Here is a 20218-nt window from a genome sequence, read left to right on the forward strand (position 1 = left end):
ATAACATTATTAAGTAAAAAAGATAAACATTATTTATTTAATAATTATTACAAACAAGAAGTTCGTAAGCTATCGGCAGTAAGTGTCTTTGCCTCTGCAATCATCTCTGTCGGTGTACCGGAAAATACTACTTCTCCACCATTTTTCCCACCATCGGGTCCAATGTCTATGATCCAGTCTGCCTGTTTGATCACATCTAGGTTATGTTCTATAACGATGAGTGTATTGCCCTGAGATACAATTGTATCAAACAATTTTAATATTTTTTGAATATCGGACATATGCAACCCGGTTGTCGGTTCATCCATGATCATAATACCGCTTTTCTTTCTCAAATGCTTAGCTAACTTTAGTCTTTGACGTTCCCCGCCGGAAAGAGTGCTTAGAGGTTGCCCTAAAGTTAAATAAGCGAGCCCAACTTGTTCCATTACTTTCAGCTTGTTTTTAATCTTACTGTTATCATTAAATACCGATAAAGCTTCTAAGACTGTCAGATTGAGTAACTCTACAATATTCTTTCCCTTATAAGTACATCTTAGTGCCTCTTGATTATAACGTACCCCATTACATGATTCACATTCTGTAACGATTGGGTCCATAAAAGCAAGTTCAGTCACAATAACGCCTTTTCCACTGCACACAGGACAAGCTCCGATAGAATTAAAACTGAATAATCCTTCCGGTTTTCTACTTTCTTTAGCTATTTGTTTTCTTATTTCATCAAAGAAACCTAGATAAGAAGCAGGGGTTGATCGATTCGTAACGGTAATAGGTCCCTGATCAATCATTACGACCTCTTTTTCGTATTCTTTTGCAAGTACTTGAGAAATTAAGGTACTCTTGCCTGATCCTGCCACACCGGTTACTACTGTCATGATGCCAAGTGGAATATCCACATCAATTCCTTTTAAATTGTGTAATCTGGCTCCTCGAATCGGCAGGCTTCCTGTGGGTTGTCTTGTTTTCTTTTTAATTGGCATTGCTTGCCGCAAAGCTTTGGCTGTTAGAGTATCTGCTTTAAGCAATTCCTGATAACTGCCTGTAAAAACAATTTCGCCACCATTCTTCCCAGCAAATGGACCTACATCGATAATATGATCGGCAATTGAAATTACATCTTTATCATGTTCTACAACCAAAACAGTATTGCCCTTATCTCTTAATTGTTTTAGTAAATTATTCATACGATAAACATCACGGGGATGCATACCGGTACTTGGCTCATCAAAAATATAGGTCAAACCACTCAAACTGCTTCCCATATATCGAACAAGTTTTAGTCTTTGTGCTTCTCCGCCGGATAGAGTCGGAGTTGTGCGGTTTAAATGAAGATATGACAATCCTATAGTTATCATTCGATCGAGTCCTGCTATCAAATTTTGTATCAAGATCTGTACCGTCGGTTCAGCTATTTGAGATAAAACATGACGCAATTGTGTAAGTTCCATATTACACATTTCGGCTATAGAATACCCAAGGATCTTACAATTAAGACTCACCTCATTCAATCTGTTGCCATGACAAGCATCGCATGCTTCTTCCACGATAAAGTGCTGTGACTTTTCTTTTGTGTGCTTACTTTTATCACTGATATCTCGATTCAAAAGTGTTTTTTCATATTTATGATAAATCCCTGTTACTTTAGAATTTTCAGGCTGACTTTTCCCATCACGAGATCCATATAATAAAAGATTGTATTCTTCCTGCGTATAATCCTTAATTGGTTTATCAAGGTCAAACAGACCGGACTTTGCATATTGTTTCCAATACCATGAACCGGGTAAATATAAAGAATCCTTTAAACACCCTTCATTCCATGATTTATTAAAATCGATAATAGCTTCGATATTAATTTTAGTGACCCTTCCCAGTCCTGAACATGTTTTACACATCCCATTAGGATCATTAAAAGAAAAATAAGAGGCTGTCCCCACATAAGGCTTTCCTATTCTAGAAAACAATAATCTCAGACTGGAATATAAGCCACTGATCGTTCCCACTGTTGAGCGTGCATTTCCACCTAAAGGAGATTGATCGACCACCACCGAAGCAGTCAAGTGTTCAATTTTCTCCACTGCCGGTTTAGGGTATTTTGGCAGCCTTGAACGTATATAAGCAGGATAAGTGGCATTCATCTGTCTCTGTGATTCTGCCGCTATTGTATCAAAAACTATACTGGATTTCCCCGAACCGGAAACACCGGTAAAAACTGTAATCTTTTCTTTTGGTATTGTAAAACTTACATGTTTTAAATTATTCTGAGTAAGCCCATGTATCCATATATCTGTCATATTCATAACCCTCTTTCCGTTCTTTTTAACTATAATCTTTACTTATTTTACTAAATCATGAGCAGTCAGACATGATACTTTTTGCTAAGCTGCGTGCACATAGCGATAAACGTGAAGGTATGGTATAATAAATGCATTTAAAGGTGGTGTTAACTTGAAAGAATTGTCTCCCTTAGAAAAAGCGATTGAATATATTGAAGACCATTTGCATGAGGATATTGGGTTAAGTGATGTATCAAAAGCAGCAGGTTATTCCTATTATCACATGACAAGGCTTTTCTCTTGTGTTTTAGGAGAATCAGTTGGAAAATATATGAATCGCCGCAGGCTCTATGAAGCTTCAAAAAAACTTATTTATACAAATGACCGCATTATCGATGTTGCTTTGGAATCTGGTTTTGAAACACCGGAAGCATTTAGTCGGGCGTTTAAATTAATGTTTCATTGCAGTCCTACAAGCTATCGTAAGGTTGGACTTGATCAAGTTACGTTAGCTAAAAGAAAAATACTGCCTGATGATGTCTGCCATATTGCCAATAATATTTCCCACACTCCAAAAATTTGTTGGATCGATGAAATTAGAATTATGGGAATCAGGGGAACCACAATGCTTTCCGATAATAAGATTCCTCAATTATGGGCACAGTTTTTATCCATTTATGATAAGTCTTTCACCCCTAAACGAGCAGGCTATGAAATTTGTGAGACACTGCAAACAACTTATACTAAAGATGGTGATGTATCCTTTTCCGTCATGATTGGAGTTTCAGAAGAAAACTTATATCATGTACCGGAGATGTTTATTGAAAAGAAAATAGCTGGAGGAAAATATGCGGTGTTTACTCATCAAGGAACCTTTGCCAACTTATTTCAATCTTACCAATATATTTATGGAACATGGCTCGCTTCTACCAAAGAAGAATTGGATGACCGTGAAGACTTTCAAGTATATGAACATGAAGTCATTGCTTTTGGTGATCCAAAGAATATAGTGAAAATATTTATTCCTATAAAATAAATAGAATATTATACTCAATAAAAAAATGTAGAGGATACACGAAAAGGTTCCTACTACATTTTTTACAAATACAATAAAACAATCATAGAACCCCTATAAATTGATTTTAGCTTATTGAATCAAACACATCTATAACGGTATATGAATATCTGCAACAGAGTAAATGACAGCTTTTCCACTTAGGATAACTCTGTCATCTTTCATATGGCAATACAACATCCCTCCTCTACTAGATGTCTGATAGGCGGTGATATAGTCTTTATTCAACTTTTTAGACCAATAAGGAATTATATGACAATGTCCTGAGCCACAGACTGGATCTTCTTGGACATTCAGTTTAGGAGCAAAGCTTCTTGATACAATATCTGTATTTTCACTTTGAGCCGTAACGTGCAAAAGCAGACCACCCAAATTCTTCACTAAATCCATTTGGGGATTCAAATTTTTAATCGTCTCCTCATTTTCAAAAACACAAAGTAAATCTCTGCCTATGTATGCCTCGATAGGTTCCTTTCCAATCGCTTCACTGATTTCTTTTGTTATTTGAACAGGTTTTAATGAATAAGCCGGAAAGTCCATTTCATACAATTCACCATTTTTTTGAACTTCTAATATTCCACTTTGGGTCAAAAACTTAATCCTTTGTTTATCTTTTTCATATTCGTTCATAATCACATACGCACACGCTAATGTGGCATGCCCGCATAAATCGATCTCTCCTCCCGGAGTAAACCATCTTAATCTATAGCTATCCGTACCTTTTACTGCAAACGCGGTTTCAGATAAGTTGTTTTCTTTTGCGATATTTAACATTAATTCATCATTCAACCATGTATCTAATATACAAATTGCTGCCGGATTTCCACTAAATATCTTATCTGTAAATGCATCTACTACATATTGCTTCATATTTCTTCCCCCATAAAGTTCAATAAATTAATTTCATATTTTTGCCAATATTGATATACCCTCAAAGTAATTGACAAGGTCAACTTTATATTAGTTTATACTTCCACTTGTATTATTCTTACAAATACCCATAAAAAGAAAAGCATATATTATATAATTTAGGTTACTTAACTTACAATCCAAATTATAAATATATGCTTTTTTTTTATTTTTTTATGGATAAAAAACGTCTTGTAACTTCTTATAAGTTTTTATAAAAACCGACAAAACTCTTGTAAATCAAGCTTTTCTCTACTTCTGCTTAAATCTTGCCATCTCTCTTTATAAGTCCTTTTTGTAAATGCAGGCATCAAAAAAAACGTTAATCGAAATTGTAATGTGACGTTGTCAAAATGCATTTCAAAAAGTCACATAGATAATGCGCTGCCGACATTAAAATCTATTCCAAAAGCCACCTGCAACACGGCTATTTCTCCTCCTACTTCAAAACAAGAAAACTACATAATTGCAGAGAGCAAAAGATTATGTTCATTAGGTTTATCTGTTATATTAGTAATTTGTTTTTGAATAAATTGACATGTTCAATAATATGCCCTATATTACCTTCACCTGCAAATTTACTGACATCAAAAAAATTACAATCTGTTGCTGACCAATACAAATCGTTCTCATCGCCTATGACTGTTATAAACTTATTTAATTTACCAACATAAACTTCAACATAACAATCATCTAAATAATAAGTAAAATCCATTAAATGAGTAAGAATTATATCATTTTGAGATATTGAAGTTTCTTCATACAACTCTCTATAAGCAGCACTAATTCCGTCTTCATCATCTTCTATCTTTCCTCCAACCAAATTAGATAATCCTTTATATGGATTTTTCCTTCTTGTGCACATTAATAATCGGTCAGCTGTTTCGTTATAAACAACAATCACGTTATATCCTTGCATATTGATACCTCCTCGTATAAATAACTTGCATTTTAACTACTATCTTAATAAAAATATGGTATCACATTTAATTTTACGGAAAAGGGTACTCTCTTCCTATGTTTACTCTTCGATTTCTTTGCCGCCAAAGTAGGAAGAGAAAATAGCAGAAGCGCCGAAGTCACATTCTATATGAACCGATGCGGATAATCGCACTCCACAAAAATAAGTAGCCGTATCTTCTTGTTTGTTTTTATAAGTCCTCATAGAGCACGGGCATCAAAAAAGCGTCAATCCACATTTTTAGGCTAACATTGCATGCCCTCACAAAGTCGCAAAAACATAGTATTTATGCGGCTTTTTAGCATTTCTCACTTTTCATAGCTCGAAATCAAATACAATTTTTTATTACTTTATAAAACTCAAAAATAACTTGATTATATCAATACTTTTATTTATTCTTCATATGCGGAAAAAGGATTACTTCACGGATCGATTCTTGTCCAGTTAACAACATTACAAGTCGATCAATTCCCATACCCATACCACCTGTTGGAGGTAAACCATACTCTAAAGCTTCTACATAATCTAAATCCATTTCGTTAGCTTCATCATTTCCTAACTCTTTTTCCTTCAACTGATTAGAGAATCTCTCATACTGATCAATTGGATCATTTAATTCAGTAAAAGCATTCGCATATTCATTACCGCAAATAAACAACTCAAAACGCTGTGTAAAACGTGGATCCTGCATATTCTTCTTAGCCAATGGAGAAATTTCAATCGGATGCCCATAAACAAATGTAGGCTCCACGATTGTTTCCTCTACATATTTTTCAAAGAAAGCATTCACGATATGTCCATAACCAAAATGAGCTTCTACTTCAATATGATGTTCATCAGCAAAAGCCTTTGCTTGATCAAAAGTCAATTCTTCAGCAAAATCAATACCTGTTTTCTCTTTGATCGCATCCGTCATTGAAACACGTTTAAATCCCGGTGCCAAAGAAATCTGATGCCCTTTATATTCTAATTCATATGTTCCACATACTTCCATAGCAGCATTTGAAATAATACCTTCTGTCAAGTCCATCATTCCTTCTAAATCACTGAAAGCTTTATAGACTTCGATCGTAGTAAATTCAGGATTATGAGTTCTGTCCATTCCTTCATTTCTGAATAAACGTCCGATTTCATAGACTGCATCCATTCCTCCAACAATCAATCTTTTCAATGATAGTTCCGTTGCGATTCTCAAATAGAAATTCATATCCAAGGCATTATGATGAGTAGTAAACGGTCTTGCCGCTGCTCCCCCTAAAATCGGATTCAACACCGGAGTCTCTACTTCCACATAACCTTTAGAATCTAAGAAATGCTGAATAGAACGAATGATTTTTGGTCTTGCAAAAGCAATCTTTCTTGCTTCTTCATTCATAATCAAATCAACATATCTTCTTCTATATCTTTCTTCTACATCACTTAATCCATGATATTTTTCCGGCAATGGACGTAATGCTTTCGTTAAATGAATAAATTGGCCAGCCTTAACAGATAATTCGCCTGTATTTGTCACAAAAACAGTTCCTTCGATACCAACAATATCCCCAATATCACTTTTGATAACAATTTCGTAATTTTCTTCACCAATGACATCTTTTCTAACATAGATTTGGATTTGACCATCTCTGTCTTGGATATGCATAAAGCATACTTTTCCTTTACGACGTTTTGTCATAATTCTTCCTGCTACCTTCACAGGTACAGCCATTTCCTCTAATTCTTCATGTGTTTTACCAGCAAACTCTTCCTTAATCTGGCTTGAAAAATGTGTAATATCAAATCTTTGTCCAAAAGGATCAATTCCGGCATCTGCTAATGCTTTGGCTTTTTCGCGACGCACTAATTCTTGTTCACTAAATTCTCTTTCCATAATTTCCTCCTAAAATATAAAAACTCTCGTCCTATGAAATCCTCATAGGGGCGAGAGTTGATTCGCGGTACCACCCTAATTTATTAATATGTCACCATATTAACCTTATTGACTACAAACATAGTCTAGTTCGTAACGTGAACAGACGGCATATCATCCCCCCCAAAGGTTCCTTATGCAGCTCCAAGTCTTTTTTCACTCTACTAGCTAATATCCATTCACACCATTTAGGACTCTCTTTTTTAGCGTCATAAGCTACTCTTCTCTTCATCGCTTTTTATTTCTACGTGTTTGATTATATATAATTTTCTTTCATTTTGTCAAGTAATTGTTTAAATAAACTTGACAATGCCAATGTTTTTTACTTTTTATCTTCTTTCCTTGTCACTCGTTTAAAATAAATATAGGAATCGATCGTTGCCCATAAAATAGTTCCCACTGTCACTCCAACCATAACAATATACGCTATATTCCCCCGCATAAACCCTGCAATCATGGTCACAATCCCCGAAATCACCATCGCCAATCCACCCATTCTTTGAGTACGAATCCAAACTTTTTCATTATCCAAAGCCCAAGGAATCCTAAAACCTAAGAAATAATTTTGAGGAATACGCGGCATATAATTCCCCATTACAATCAGCATCACCCCAATAATAAATGGAACAATCATAGAAATATCAATTCCCTGATTACAAGTACCAATAAGAATAACTGCGTTTAATACGATAAAAATACTGCTGGTCAATACTCTGAAAAACTCATAGACTTCCGGTCTTTTATCAATCTTAGCTTTCTTAGGATCAATTTTCCGAGTAAATCCCATACCAATATAGATAATCATTGGCATTGCCGCAAGAAAAAGCAATGTCCATTTTGAACCATACCCATCAATTTCTCCCGATGCATTCCAATGAACAGGTACAATCGCTGGTAATTGCAGTATAACTGCTAAGGATATAATAAATGAAATTGCAGCAATCAGAATAAACAATTTACTTCTATTCATTTTCGTCCCTCCCCATGAAATCGTAAAACCATTTTATCACATCTTGAAAGATAGTACTATTCAAAGAATACACGATATTTTGACCTTGCCTCTCATCCATGATCAAATCGCAATTTTTTAATATAGATAAATGGTGAGAAATAGAGGGTTTTGTTATATTAAAATATTCGGCTATCTCACCCGCGTTCATTGGCTGTTCCTTTAAGAGTTCTAATATCTGACGTCGGGTAGGATCACTTAATGCCTTAAAAATATTATTCATTTTTCCCCCACCTTTCTTATTTAGATGATCGTCTAAATATCTATTATAATAATACCGATAAAAAAAGGGTTAGGCAACCCTTAAACTCATTTATTTGGAAATAGACTTAAAATTAAGACGTAAATGTTCATCCATTGCCTCATAGGCCGCATTTTCATTATGTGCCTTAATCGCCTCGTAAATTTTACGATGTGTTACTACAGTTTCCTTTGTCAGTGCTTTCTTGTTGGTTTCCATCAATAAAGCAATCGATCCATGAATAATAGGTAAAAGGTTAGAAATAACCAAATTATCTGAACTTTCTGCGATTTTTGTATGAAACAAGCGATCTTCATTCAAGTAATCCTCTTTATTATTAATCTTTTCTTCAACTAAATCGCATAGATGCCCAATTTCACTGATTTGCTGTTTTGTTGCATTTTTTGCTGCTTTTGCCGCTAAACTTGGTTCAATCAACATACGCAATTCGAGGGTATCTAATACAATCTTATATTTATCTTCAATATATTGAAATCCTAAGGGATCTTCGCTGACACCCATATTCTCACAAACAAATGTACCTACCCCTCTGCGAATCTCTACCACATGTAAAGAGGCAAGAATTTTGATGGCTTCACGAATTGTTCCCCTGCCAACACCTAGCATCTCCATCAATTCTCCCTCACTGGGAAGACGTTCTCCTTTTTTCACCGTTCCATGCATAATATATTCTACAATATGATCTGCCGCTATTTGTGCCAACGGTTTGCTTCTCGCTATTTTATCCATATGTTCACCTTATTTCAATTTATCTTTAATGTTAATCTGCTGATTGACAAATTATTCCTCCATGATACAATGATAACAGATAAGACGTCATATGTCTAGGAGGAGAATAATGAGAAGTCAAGAGATCAGAAAAATTGCTCCGGAAATGGACCCACTAAGAATTGGCATGGGTTGGAGTGTAGAAGATTTAGCAAAACCGCAAATTATGATTGAAAGCACTTATGGAGATAGTCACCCCGGAAGTGCCCATTTATTCGAATTAGTATTAGAAGCAGAAAAAGGAGTCAGTCAAGCAGGTGGAAAAGCTGCCAAATATTTTACGACAGATATCTGTGACGGGCAAGCTCAGGGACATGATGGAATCAATTATTCATTAGCGCACCGTGACATGATTGCCGGAATGGCAGAGATCCATGCAAACGCAACACCATTTGATGGCGCAATGTTTGTTTGCAGCTGTGATAAAGGTGTCCCTTCTCACTTAATGGCTGCCGGTCGTATTAATATCCCTTGTATTTTTGTAACCGGTGGAGTGATGGAGGCTGGACCGGATTTGCTCACCTTAGAACAAATCGGTAAATACAGTGCGATGTATTTACGTGGTGAAATCACTAAAGAAAAATTTGAATACTATAAACATCATGCTTGTCCAAGCTGCGGAGCATGCTCATTTATGGGAACCGCTTCTACGATGCAGATCATGGCAGAAGCATTAGGGTTAATGCTTCCTGGCAGTGCTTTAATGCCCGCAACATGTGAAGATTTAAAAACAGTATCCCAAAAAGCTGGCGAACAAATCGTTGAACTTGCGAAAAGAAATTTAACGCCAAGGGAAATTGTGACAATGAAATCGTTTGAAAATGCCATTATGGTGCATGCCGCAATATCCGGAAGTACCAATACATTACTTCATATTCCAGCCATTGCAAAAGAATTTGGGATTGATTTAGATGCCAGAAAGTTCGATGAACTGCATCGCGGTGCCCATTATTTATTGGATATTCGTCCAGCTGGCAAATGGCCTGCCGAATATTTCTATTATGCAGGTGGTGTACCGGCAGTTATGGAAGAAATCAAAGATCAGCTTCATTTAGATGTCATGACTGTCACAGGAAAAACATTAGGTGAAAACTTAGAAGAATTAAAACAAAACGGTTACTATGAAAAATGTCAGCGTTATTTAGATAAAACAGGGTTAAAACGTACAGATGTTATTCGAGATTTAGATCACCCAATTGGAACAGATGGAACGATTGCGATATTAGAAGGAAATTTAGCTCCTGATGGATCTGTCATCAAGCATTCCGCTTGTCCAAAAGAAATGATGAAAGCAACATTAAAAGCACGTCCGTTCGATAGCGAAGAAGACGCCATTGATGCCATTATTCATAAACGTATACAGCCCGGAGATGCAGTATTTATTCGCTATGAAGGGCCAAAAGGAAGTGGAATGCCGGAAATGTTTTACACATCCGAAGCCATCAGTTCTGACCCTGAATTAGCTGCCAGTATTGCATTAATCACAGATGGGCGCTTCTCAGGAGCAAGTAAAGGACCTGTGATTGGACATGTATCACCGGAAGCCCAAACCGGAGGACCCATTGCATTAGTCGAAGAAAATGATTTAATTCAGATAGACGTTGAAAAGCGTCTGCTCGCTATTATTGGGATCAATGGCAAAGAAGAAAGTCCTGAAACTATTGCAAAAATTTTGGCAGAAAGAAAAAGCAAATGGCAGCCAAAACCAGCTAAGTATAAAGAAGGAATTTTATCGATCTATACCCGTTTAGCTGATTCACCAATGAACGGCGGACGAATGATATAAGGAGGAAGCAACATGTATCCAGTTGTAGAAAAACTAGCAAAATACGGAATTGTTCCGGTAATTAAAATAGAAAATTTAGAAGATGCCGTCCCTTTGGCAAAAGCGCTTTGTCAAGGAGGACTGCCAGTAGCCGAAGTAACCTTTAGAACAGATTGTGCCGCCGAAGCGATCAAAGCCATGAAGCAAGCTTGTCCTGATATGCTGATTGGTGCCGGTACTGTTTTAAATGCAGCACAGGTTGATGAAGCGATGAAAGCGGGAAGTGAATTTATTATCTCTCCCGGCTTCAATCCCAATACCGTCACCTATTGTATAGAAAAAAACTACCCCATTATACCCGGTACCTCATGTCCAAGTGATATGGAAAAAGCAATTGAGTTCGGATTGGATGTTGTGAAGTTCTTTCCGGCTGAAGCAAGTGGCGGTTTAAAAAGCATCAAAGCCATGTCCGCACCATATGGACAGTTAAAATTTATGCCTACAGGCGGGATTAATCCAGATAATTTAAACAGTTACCTTGATTTTGAAAAAATAATTGCCTGTGGGGGAACTTGGATGGTACCTGATACCTTAGTAAAAGAAAAACGTTTTGATGAAATTGCGGAATTGACACGTTCAGCGGTTAGAAAAATGTTGAATATTCAATTTGATCATGTCGGTATCAACTCTCCAAAAGATCAATCCAGTTCACAAGTAGCACATCATTTCAGTCAGTTTTTAGGTGCACCATTAGATCCTAAACCAGCTTCCGTATTTGTCGATCGATTAGAAGTCATGCCAGCAGGTTCCCCTGGAAAGAACGGACATCTGGGATTTAAAACGGATGATCTTCAAAGAGCGATCTTTTTCTTGGAAAATGCAGGGTATACCTTTAATTATGATACGGTACGTAAAAATGAATTAGGACAGATTACCTTTATTTATCTAAAAGAAGAAATCGGCGGGATGGCGTGTCACTTAATGGATAAGCAGGTGAAATAATGGCAAAGATACTATTATTTGGCGAACCAATGGCACTTTTTACTGCAACTGAATATGGTTCATTAAAAGATGTCAAAACATTTGAACGTAGTTTAGCCGGTGCTGAGATTAATGTTGGAATTGGTCTTGTTCGTCTCGGACACGAGGTTACTTACTTGACAAGGCTTGGAGAAGACCCTTTGGGTTATGGTATCAGTCAAAGACTTGTAGAGGAAAATATTGATACTTCAATGATTACTTATGATCCGATTTATAAGACTGGCATGATGATGAAGAATATCGTTAAAACAGGAGACCCTGAAATTGCATATTATCGTAAAGGATCTGCTTTTTCTCATATGCATCCTAACATTATTAATACATTAGATCTAAGTCATTACGATTTGCTTCATGTGACGGGCATCCCTTGTGCATTAAGCGAAGATTGTCGCGAAGCTACATTGCGTCTTGTTAGAAAAGCCAAGACAAGCGGATTAAAGATTTCATTTGATCCTAATTTACGTCCGTCTTTATGGTCCAGCGAAGAAATAATGATAGAAACAATTCATGAAATCGCAACTTATGCCGACATGATTCTGCCGGGAATCAGTGAAGCTGAAATATTGATGGGTAGTGATGATCCTGATCAGATTGCCGATTATTATCTTCAAATGGGCATTCAACAAGTCATTATTAAATTAGGAAGCAAAGGCGCTTTTGTTAAAAGTGAGCAAGAACGTTTCATACAGCCGGGCTATAAAGTTGAAAATGTCGTTGATACTGTTGGAGCCGGAGATGGTTTTGCGGTGGGTATGATTAGTGCTGTACTTGAAGGACTTTCTTTAAAAGAAGCCAGTGATCGGGCAAATGCCATTGGCGCAATGCAGGTCAGTGTTCTGGGTGATAATGAGGGTCTGCCAACAATCGAGCAGTTAAAAGCCTATATGAATAAATAAAAACAAGGGATCATTTTGATCCCTTTTAGTCATATAATGTCTCTAACAATTCTAATATTTCCTGTTTGCTTAATCCGCATAGTTTTGCTTTTTCCACGACTTTATTCAAATATTGTTCAATAATTCGGTAACTTTCTTCTTTGAGAAGTTCCGGATTTTTTGCTGAAACAAAACTGCCTTTACCGGTAACCGATTCTATAAACCCTTCTCTTTCAAGTTCTTCATATGCTCTTTTGGTCGTGATAACACTAATCTTTAATTCTTTCGCCAACAAACGCATAGAGGGAAGTGCTTCCCCCTCTTTTAAAACATTGGAAATGATTAATTGCTTAATCTGTGTGACAATCTGTTCATATAATGGCTGATTGCTCGCATTATTTATGATAATATCCATTTCCACACCCCAATCCTTTCTTTAATACAACCAAATATTCTACTTTTTGTCAATTAAAATTCTTTCTTATCAAAAATTTTAAGCGAAAACATATAGGAAATTCCTATCGCAATAATAATCACAAAAGGATAAATTATAGGGTATTTAGCAAGTATTTCAATGAATTGAATGACACTTTCCATCGACACATTCATCGCATTTAGCAAAGCTGCAAATCCAAGTGGAATAACTATAATAGACATCATCACATAACGCCCTTTTTCACTGCCGTATTTAAACGTAAAGGGAATTACCACTGCGATCACTAAACTTATTATTGAAGCAATCAATAGATTTGCCAACATATTTCCATCAGCCATAATATCTTTATTTTGAATTAAATTGACAACAGTGACAGTCACAGCACCGATAATTGTCATGATCAGTACCATACTGTAAGCAAGAATATATTTAGATTTAACAATATCATTTCGTTTGATTGGTAAAGTCATCGCATAATGATCCCACTCTACCTTTTCATCATAACCAAATGTCGCCAGAATAATAACGATACTCAACATTTGGATATAGCCAGTAAAGAAAGCCGGTGACTCATTCATAATACTGATGACTAAAAAAACAGCACACATTAAAGCGATTGATTTAATGTAAGATTTTAAATTTACCAAATCTTTAAATATTAAACCTGTCATTTTATTTTCCTCCCTTACTATGGTATCTCATGATCTGATCCAAATTTACACGTTCAAATATTAATTCCGGATAAGCTTCTTGAATTTCGGATTTATTTTCAACTAAGGCTTCTACACCAAATTGATTTTTCTCATACCCCAAACAAAGCTGTGGATCAAAATGGCTGAATTGTTCTACTGTCATTTTAACAATCGCAAAATTATCTCTGATTTCATCTTTTTCTTTATTAAAAACAATCTGCCCATGATCAATATACACTACATAATCCGCAATCTGTTCTATATCACTGGTAATATGACTTGAAAAGATAATGCCATGTTCCTCATCACTGACAAAATCTGAGAAAATATCTAAGATTTCACCACGTACTACAGGGTCTAATCCGCTTGTTGGTTCATCTAGTATAAGCAATTTCGGATCACAAGCTAAAGCAGTGACAATTGACAATTTCATTTTCATCCCCTTAGAAAATGTTTTTATTTTCTGTTTTCTTGGTAAACCAAAATGCTCAATATAATCATAAAATTTAGCTTCATTAAATTTAGGATGAATTTTTTTAATAATATCGGCAACATCTTTAATTTCTATGTGATCTCCGAATGGACACTGTTCAAAAACAACTCCTAGATCTTTTTTCACATCTTTTTCAGAGTTATTCATATTTTGTCCGAGCATTAAAACTTCACCACTGTCTATATGCATCATATTTAAGATGCACTTTAAAAAAGTCGTCTTACCGGCACCATTTTCACCAATCAATCCTAAAACCAATCCGCCGTCCAACTCTACGTTTATATTTTTTAACTGAAAGTTAGGAAAACGTTTGTTTAAATTTTTCACTGATAGTAGTTGTGTCATTTTTATCTCTCCTCATATATTGTATATATCGTATATATACAATATAACGTCATATCTATTATTTGTCAATAACTTTATATCATAATTCCTATTTTTTTATAAAGGGATTATCTCAGCCTATTGACTTCTAATTAAAATTATATATATTAAAGGAAAGGAGACTCCTATGATAGAAATTAGAAAAGCTACTATAACCGATGCGGAGGATTTAAAAGACTTATATCTTAAACATTTAACTAAAACACCCCAAGAAACACAGGATATACAGGTTTGGAAAGATATGATAGCCGCATTTGAACAAGATCCTAATTACCACTTATTAGTTGGAATTAAGAATCAGCACGTCGTATCATCAGTCACGCTTATTATCATTAAAAATTTAACCCATCATAACCGTCCGTATGCACTTATTGAGAATGTGGTTACGCATAATGCTCACCGTGGTCATCATTATGCCTCAATGCTGATTGACCAAGCTGTTTCGATTGCTAAAGAAGCAGATTGCTATAAAATAATGCTGATGACAGGGTCAAAAGAGGAAAGCACATTAAATTTTTATAAAAACTGTGGTTTTGATCCGAATGCAAAAAAAGCTTTCTTAAAAAAGTTATAAAAAATTGAAACCTACTTACTGCTAGGTTTCAATTAATAATAGAAGCTGCTGATAAAAATAATCGTCATCTTCTCGAGTTCGTTTTTTTGGTCCACGTAAGTGGATTTTTTGTTTTGACTGACGCTGTTTTTTACTCACATAGCGTCCAAACAGCATTTCTTCAATATTATCATTATTATAGAGACGCCCATCAGGATGCAGTGCTTTTGCCTCTTTCGTTAAGACAAGCGTAGCTAAGCCGTAATCCTGTGTTATCACAATATCCCCTTTACTTACTGCCTTTAACAACGCAAAATCAACAGCGTCAGCACCTTGATCGATGATATGCACTTTCCCGATATCACTGTATAAGGCATGGTTCATATCACAGAAAATGTCTAATTCCAATTGTTTAGCTCGTGCTACCTTTTCTATAATGCCTAATACCGGACAGGCATCTCCATCAACTAAGAGGCGCATTGTTTATCCCATTTCTCAATAATGCTTTTATCCCCTGTGGTTAAATACTGTGAATAGTCATTTAAGATTTCTTCTAATTGCTGATAAGTTTCAATCTTTGACAATTGATTTTTTACATAGCTTGCTGATTTTACCCCTTTTATATACCATGGTGCATGTCCTCGCATTTCTCGAATCGCCAAACGCTCTCCCTCAAAATCAATTAATTCCCGAGCATGTTTTAAACATTGGTCAATTCTTTCTTCGTAAGTCGGATCGGCAAGTTCAATCCCATTTTCTACGTAAGCTACCATTTGTCGAATCACCCACGGATTTCCTAAAGCTGCACGGCCCACCATGACAGCATCAACACCGGTTTCATCTAACATACGCTGTGCATCTTGGGCTGTTTTCACATCACCATTGCCAATGACAGGAATACTGACTGCCTCTTTAACCTGTTTAATGATCCCCCAGTCTGCTTTTCCTTCATACATCTGAGAACGTGTACGTCCATGAATCGCAATAGCACTGGCTCCTGCTTTTTCAATAAGCGTTGCTATTTCTACAGCATTAATATGTTCAAAATCAAAACCACTGCGAATTTTTACCGTTACTGGTTTATTTACCGCTTCGACCGTCGCTTTAACAATATCATATATTTTATCAGGATAAAGCAAAAGTTTGCTGCCGGCCTCTGATTTTAAAACTTTATTGACCGGGCATCCCATATTAATATCAATAATATCACAGTTTGAATGCTGATCGATAAATTTAGCCGCTTCAACAATCGATTCCTTATCGCCCCCAAACACCTGCATGCTGATTGGGTGTTCACTCTCATCAACTTGAAGCATTTCCAGCGTTTTTTTATTTCCATATAAGATTGCTTTATCACTTACCATTTCTGAATAAACAAGTCCGGCTCCGAATGATTTAATGATCTTACGAAACGCAATATTTGTAATTCCTGCTAAAGGTGCCATAATAATTCTATTTTTAATCTCAACATTGCCAATAAACAATTTTCTCACTTCCTTTATTTTGAGTCTTAACAAATTATAATATATTTTTAAAAATATGCAAAAACAAATGTATAATAACTTTTCAATCCGGACATAATTAGTACAGATAACTTACCGATTCCCCTCTATTTTTCCTCCCCCAATTTAAAATAGACGTAAGTTATCTAATCATTAGTTTATTCCTAATATAGTGCAAAACCAGCTTAATGCTGGTTTTGTATTTTTTTATTTAATTGAATCTCGAATGGCTGATAGTTCTTCTTCATTAAACTGATAAGCAGTATTACAGAAATGACATTTAATTTCACATCCATGATCTTCATCGATCATCGCTGTTAGTTCCGCTTTGCCAATACTATATAACGCTTCTGCCATTCTTTCTCGCGAGCAGTCACATTCAAAAGAAAGATCTTGATGATCCAATATTTTAACATCAGGAAAAATCATCTCTAAGATTTGTTCTGGGGTCTTTCCATCATGGATCAAAGCAGAAACCGCAGGAAAATCTTTCATTTTTTCTTCAATATACTCAATATCCTCATCTGTCGCATTAGGCAGTAATTGAATAATAAAACCACCGCTAGCTAATATTTCATTTGTATCATTCACTAAAACACCCACAGAAACAACAGAAGGAACCTGTTCGCTGGCTGCGAAATAATAAGAAAAATCATCTCCAATTTCACCAGTCTGTAAAGCTACACGACCACTAAACGCTTCCCTAAGCTGCATATCGCGAACCACTTCCAAATAGCCTTCTTTTCCTACAGCCACACCTACCGCTAACTTACCGGTATCATTATACGTATAATGAACTTCCGGATTGGCAACAAACCCTTTAATTTTACCATCACCTTTGGTACTACAGATCATTGTTCCAATCGGCCCGCCGCCATTAATAGTACAAGATAAGCTCTTTTCACTTTTCATCATACTGCCCATCATTAAAACTACGGACATCATTCTTCCTAGTGCCGCCGAAGCCGTAGGCCAAAGTCCATGTTTTTTTCTTGCCTCTTCTAAAAGGTCAGTCGTAGAACAAGCAAATACACGAACGTTTTTACTATCTACAATTCCTCTTACTAAATAATCTTTCATACTAACCTCCAAATAAGATAATCAAAGCCGAAATCAGGCTGGGAACAACCATTGCGAAAATGATCATGATTACTAAAAATTTATTTACTTTTTTACGATTGTTTTTTGTCATTGTTATCACCTATCTCATTATATACAAAAGTTCATGTAAAAAAAAGTCATTATTGAAATTAATAAGGAGCTGGCTTCGCCAACCCCAAATCTATTATTTCATATCATCAATAAGATCATCTAAATCTTCATAAGAAACAGGTTTGCGTACTCTTGGTTCCTCAGCCGGAGCCGGTTCGCTTTCTTCCGCCTTTTTTTCTTCTTCCTGATCATTAAATCTAATTTCAGCAGGTAAGATAACATCTGTACCATTTGTAGTTTTGCCACTGACTTCCGGCATTTTTCCTGTTGTATATAAAGCTTCGATTTGTTCATTTGCCAATGTTTCATATTCTAGTAAAGCAGCAGCAATTAACTCTAATTTATCTTTATTTTCTGTAATAATACGTGTACATTCCTTATAGCATTCGTCAATAATCTTGCGCACTTGCTGATCGATTTCAAATGCCACCTGTCCTGAATGATCATTGTTCGTTGAAGTATAATCTCTTCCTAAGAATACAGAATCCTGACCACTTCCATATTTGATTGGTCCTAATTCTGACATTCCTAATTCAGTCACCATCAAACGAGCTAAACGGGTAGCCTGCTCAATATCATTTTGAGCACCCGAACTCACATCGCCAAAGAAGATTTCCTCAGCAACACGACCACCCATAAATCCGGTGATACTTGCTTCCAGTTGTGTCTTTGTTTGGAAATAAGTTTCTTCTTTAGGTGTCATCAGATTATATCCACCGGCATTCCCACGTGGAATAATCGTCACTTTTTGTACCTTGTTGGCATCTTCTAAAGTTAACCCGATGATAGCATGTCCAGCTTCATGATAGGCAACTAGTCGACGTTCTTTTTCAGTGTATTTACGAGACTTTTTAGCCGGTCCGCCAATCACACGGTCAATCCCCTCATCAATGTCATCCATAGTAATAACATCGCGTCCTAAACGAACTGCCAATAAAGCCGCTTCATTTAATACATTCTGTAATTCGGCTCCGCTAAATCCTGGTGTACGCGCCGCGATATTATCAAAGTTCACATCCGCTGCAAACTTTTTATTTCTGGCATGGACTTGCAGAATTTGGGCACGGGCACGCTTATCCGGATTGGCAACCTGAATCTGACGGTCAAATCGTCCCGGTCTTAATAATGCAGGATCTAATACATCTGCACGGTTTGTTGCCGCTAAAATGATAATTCCTTCATTTCCGGCAAACCCGTCCATTTCAACTAATAATTGGTTCAATGTTTGTTCACGTTCATCGTGTCCGCCACCGATACCACTACCTCTTTGACGTCCTACTGCATCAATTTCATCAATAAAGATGATACATGGTGCGTTTTCTTTTGCTTTTTTAAACATATCTCTGACTCTTCCGGCACCAACTCCGACGAACATTTCGACGAATTCAGAACCTGAGATAGAGAAGAACGGTACATTCGCTTCTCCCGATACCGCTCTGGCAAGCAATGTCTTCCCTGTACCCGGCGGCCCTACTAATAATACCCCTTTAGGGATTTTTGCACCCATTGCCGCAAATTTCTTAGGGTTTTTAAGGAATTCTACCAATTCTCTTAATTCTTCTTTTTCCTCATCAGCACCCGCTACATCTGTAAAACGTGTCTTTTGATCTTTTTCTAACTTCGCTCTGGAGTTTCCAAATTCAAAGGCTTTCGCATTTCCGCCGCCTCCCCCGATTTTAGTCATCATAAAGAACATAACCCCAATCAGCAAGATCGTTGGCAAGAAAGTCATAATGACTGACATGAACATTCCATCACCGGAAGCATCACGTACTGTATACAACGTTCCGCTTTCTGCCAATGCTGTCTGCAATTCATTCATTTGAGTTTCTGTATTTGGTAAAGTGACAGAGAATTTTACAGGCTTCCCGTCTTCTTTATATACCCCCGTCATACTGATTACGAGATCGCTCGGTGTAATTTCCGCCTCTTCAATCTTTGTTCCGCTATTCACCAATGCTTCATATTCGCTAGTCGTTAAAGTTTTGCTTGTACTAGGATTAAGCATGGTGTATGCAGCGCCAATTAAGATCAAGAGCAACAGCCAAGGCAATATCGTTTTAATTAAACTCGTTGGTTTACTTTTCATACACTTCTCC

The 20218-nt window shown here is 36.4% G+C and carries 20 protein-coding genes; 5 read left to right on the plus strand and 15 right to left on the minus strand.

Annotated features, from left to right (window positions below; translation table 11 throughout):
• Positions 1-47 precede the first annotated feature (47 nt).
• Complete coding sequence (locus BN1225_RS01550; protein ID WP_041138066.1) at positions 48-2291, minus strand: ATP-binding cassette domain-containing protein; 2244 nt, start codon at positions 2289-2291, stop codon at positions 48-50.
• A gap of 154 nt (positions 2292-2445) precedes the next feature.
• On the opposite strand from BN1225_RS01550, the gene BN1225_RS01555 reads away from it, so the two are divergent.
• The gene (locus tag BN1225_RS01555) at positions 2446-3309 is read left to right on the plus strand and encodes an AraC family transcriptional regulator (RefSeq protein ID WP_041138067.1); all 864 of its coding nucleotides are present in this window, start codon (positions 2446-2448) and stop codon (positions 3307-3309) included.
• A 129-nt stretch (positions 3310-3438) separates the two neighbouring features.
• On the opposite strand, the gene BN1225_RS01560 is transcribed toward BN1225_RS01555, so the two are convergent.
• From BN1225_RS01560 to BN1225_RS01585, 7 genes are all read right to left on the minus strand, one after another.
• Positions 3439-4218 carry a PhzF family phenazine biosynthesis protein gene (locus BN1225_RS01560; protein WP_041138068.1) on the minus strand — a complete coding sequence of 260 codons (780 nt, stop codon included), beginning with the start codon at positions 4216-4218 and terminating at the stop codon, positions 3439-3441.
• A 544-nt stretch (positions 4219-4762) separates the two neighbouring features.
• The gene (locus BN1225_RS01565) at positions 4763-5176 is read right to left on the minus strand and encodes an NUDIX hydrolase (RefSeq protein ID WP_041138069.1); all 414 of its coding nucleotides are present in this window, start codon (positions 5174-5176) and stop codon (positions 4763-4765) included.
• A 102-nt stretch (positions 5177-5278) separates the two neighbouring features.
• Entirely contained in the window at positions 5279-5422 is a 144-nt protein-coding gene (locus tag BN1225_RS14675; RefSeq protein WP_156133041.1) for a hypothetical protein, read from the minus strand.
• 184 nt (positions 5423-5606) lie between these two features.
• Positions 5607-7091, minus strand: a complete 1485-nt coding sequence (lysS, locus tag BN1225_RS01570; RefSeq protein ID WP_082029236.1) for a lysine--tRNA ligase — start codon at positions 7089-7091, stop codon at positions 5607-5609.
• Between the two features lie 358 nt (positions 7092-7449).
• Positions 7450-8097, minus strand: coding sequence for an SdpI family protein (locus BN1225_RS01575; RefSeq protein ID WP_041138071.1), 648 nt, complete (start codon positions 8095-8097; stop codon positions 7450-7452).
• A complete protein-coding gene (locus tag BN1225_RS01580) occupies positions 8090-8359 on the minus strand; it encodes an autorepressor SdpR family transcription factor (RefSeq protein ID WP_041138072.1) in 270 nt (89 codons plus the stop codon). Before BN1225_RS01580 ends, BN1225_RS01575 begins: the two co-directional genes overlap by 8 nt.
• A 90-nt stretch (positions 8360-8449) precedes the next feature.
• A complete protein-coding gene (locus BN1225_RS01585) occupies positions 8450-9127 on the minus strand; it encodes a FadR/GntR family transcriptional regulator (RefSeq protein WP_041138073.1) in 678 nt (225 codons plus the stop codon).
• Positions 9128-9236: 109 nt separating this feature from the next.
• Between BN1225_RS01585 and ilvD the strand changes: the two genes are divergently transcribed.
• The 3 genes from ilvD to BN1225_RS01600 are packed head-to-tail and all read left to right on the plus strand — an operon-like array spanning position 9237 to position 12868.
• Positions 9237-10952: a dihydroxy-acid dehydratase gene (gene ilvD / locus BN1225_RS01590; protein ID WP_041138074.1), complete on the plus strand. Its 1716-nt coding sequence runs from the start codon at positions 9237-9239 to the stop codon at positions 10950-10952.
• 12 nt (positions 10953-10964) lie between these two features.
• Positions 10965-11933, plus strand: a complete 969-nt coding sequence (locus BN1225_RS01595) for a bifunctional 4-hydroxy-2-oxoglutarate aldolase/2-dehydro-3-deoxy-phosphogluconate aldolase (RefSeq protein ID WP_041138075.1) — start codon at positions 10965-10967, stop codon at positions 11931-11933.
• The gene (locus BN1225_RS01600) at positions 11933-12868 is read left to right on the plus strand and encodes a sugar kinase (protein WP_041138076.1); all 936 of its coding nucleotides are present in this window, start codon (positions 11933-11935) and stop codon (positions 12866-12868) included. The genes BN1225_RS01595 and BN1225_RS01600 overlap by 1 nt, the downstream gene beginning before the upstream one ends.
• Before the next feature lie 25 nt (positions 12869-12893).
• On the opposite strand, the gene BN1225_RS01605 is transcribed toward BN1225_RS01600, so the two are convergent.
• The 3 genes from BN1225_RS01605 to BN1225_RS01615 are packed head-to-tail and all read right to left on the minus strand — an operon-like array spanning position 12894 to position 14813.
• Positions 12894-13262 carry a GntR family transcriptional regulator gene (locus tag BN1225_RS01605; RefSeq protein ID WP_041138077.1) on the minus strand — a complete coding sequence of 123 codons (369 nt, stop codon included), beginning with the start codon at positions 13260-13262 and terminating at the stop codon, positions 12894-12896.
• Positions 13263-13315: 53 nt separating this feature from the next.
• Complete coding sequence (locus BN1225_RS01610) at positions 13316-13954, minus strand: ABC-2 transporter permease (protein ID WP_041138078.1); 639 nt, start codon at positions 13952-13954, stop codon at positions 13316-13318.
• 1 nt (position 13955) lies between these two features.
• Positions 13956-14813: an ABC transporter ATP-binding protein gene (locus tag BN1225_RS01615; protein WP_041138079.1), complete on the minus strand. Its 858-nt coding sequence runs from the start codon at positions 14811-14813 to the stop codon at positions 13956-13958.
• 166 nt (positions 14814-14979) lie between these two features.
• On the opposite strand from BN1225_RS01615, the gene BN1225_RS01620 reads away from it, so the two are divergent.
• Positions 14980-15426: a GNAT family N-acetyltransferase gene (locus BN1225_RS01620; protein WP_041138080.1), complete on the plus strand. Its 447-nt coding sequence runs from the start codon at positions 14980-14982 to the stop codon at positions 15424-15426.
• Between the two features lie 21 nt (positions 15427-15447).
• Here the strand turns inward: BN1225_RS01620 and BN1225_RS01625 are convergent, their stop codons facing one another.
• The 4 genes from BN1225_RS01625 to ftsH all read right to left on the minus strand — a co-directional run bounded on the left by BN1225_RS01625 (position 15448) and on the right by ftsH (position 20208).
• Entirely contained in the window at positions 15448-15885 is a 438-nt protein-coding gene (locus BN1225_RS01625) for a DUF188 domain-containing protein (RefSeq protein WP_041138081.1), read from the minus strand.
• A complete protein-coding gene (gene dusB / locus BN1225_RS01630) occupies positions 15873-16889 on the minus strand; it encodes a tRNA dihydrouridine synthase DusB (RefSeq protein WP_041138082.1) in 1017 nt (338 codons plus the stop codon). The genes BN1225_RS01625 and dusB overlap by 13 nt, the downstream gene beginning before the upstream one ends.
• 225 nt (positions 16890-17114) lie before the next feature.
• Positions 17115-17987, minus strand: coding sequence for an Hsp33 family molecular chaperone HslO (hslO, locus tag BN1225_RS01635; protein ID WP_041138083.1), 873 nt, complete (start codon positions 17985-17987; stop codon positions 17115-17117).
• 205 nt (positions 17988-18192) lie between these two features.
• Positions 18193-20208: an ATP-dependent zinc metalloprotease FtsH gene (ftsH, locus tag BN1225_RS01640; RefSeq protein WP_041138084.1), complete on the minus strand. Its 2016-nt coding sequence runs from the start codon at positions 20206-20208 to the stop codon at positions 18193-18195.
• Positions 20209-20218: the final 10 nt, after the last annotated feature.

The organism is Beduini massiliensis (assembly GCF_000829905.1).
Classification (GTDB): domain Bacteria; phylum Bacillota_I; class Bacilli_A; order Erysipelotrichales; family Coprobacillaceae; genus Beduini; species Beduini massiliensis.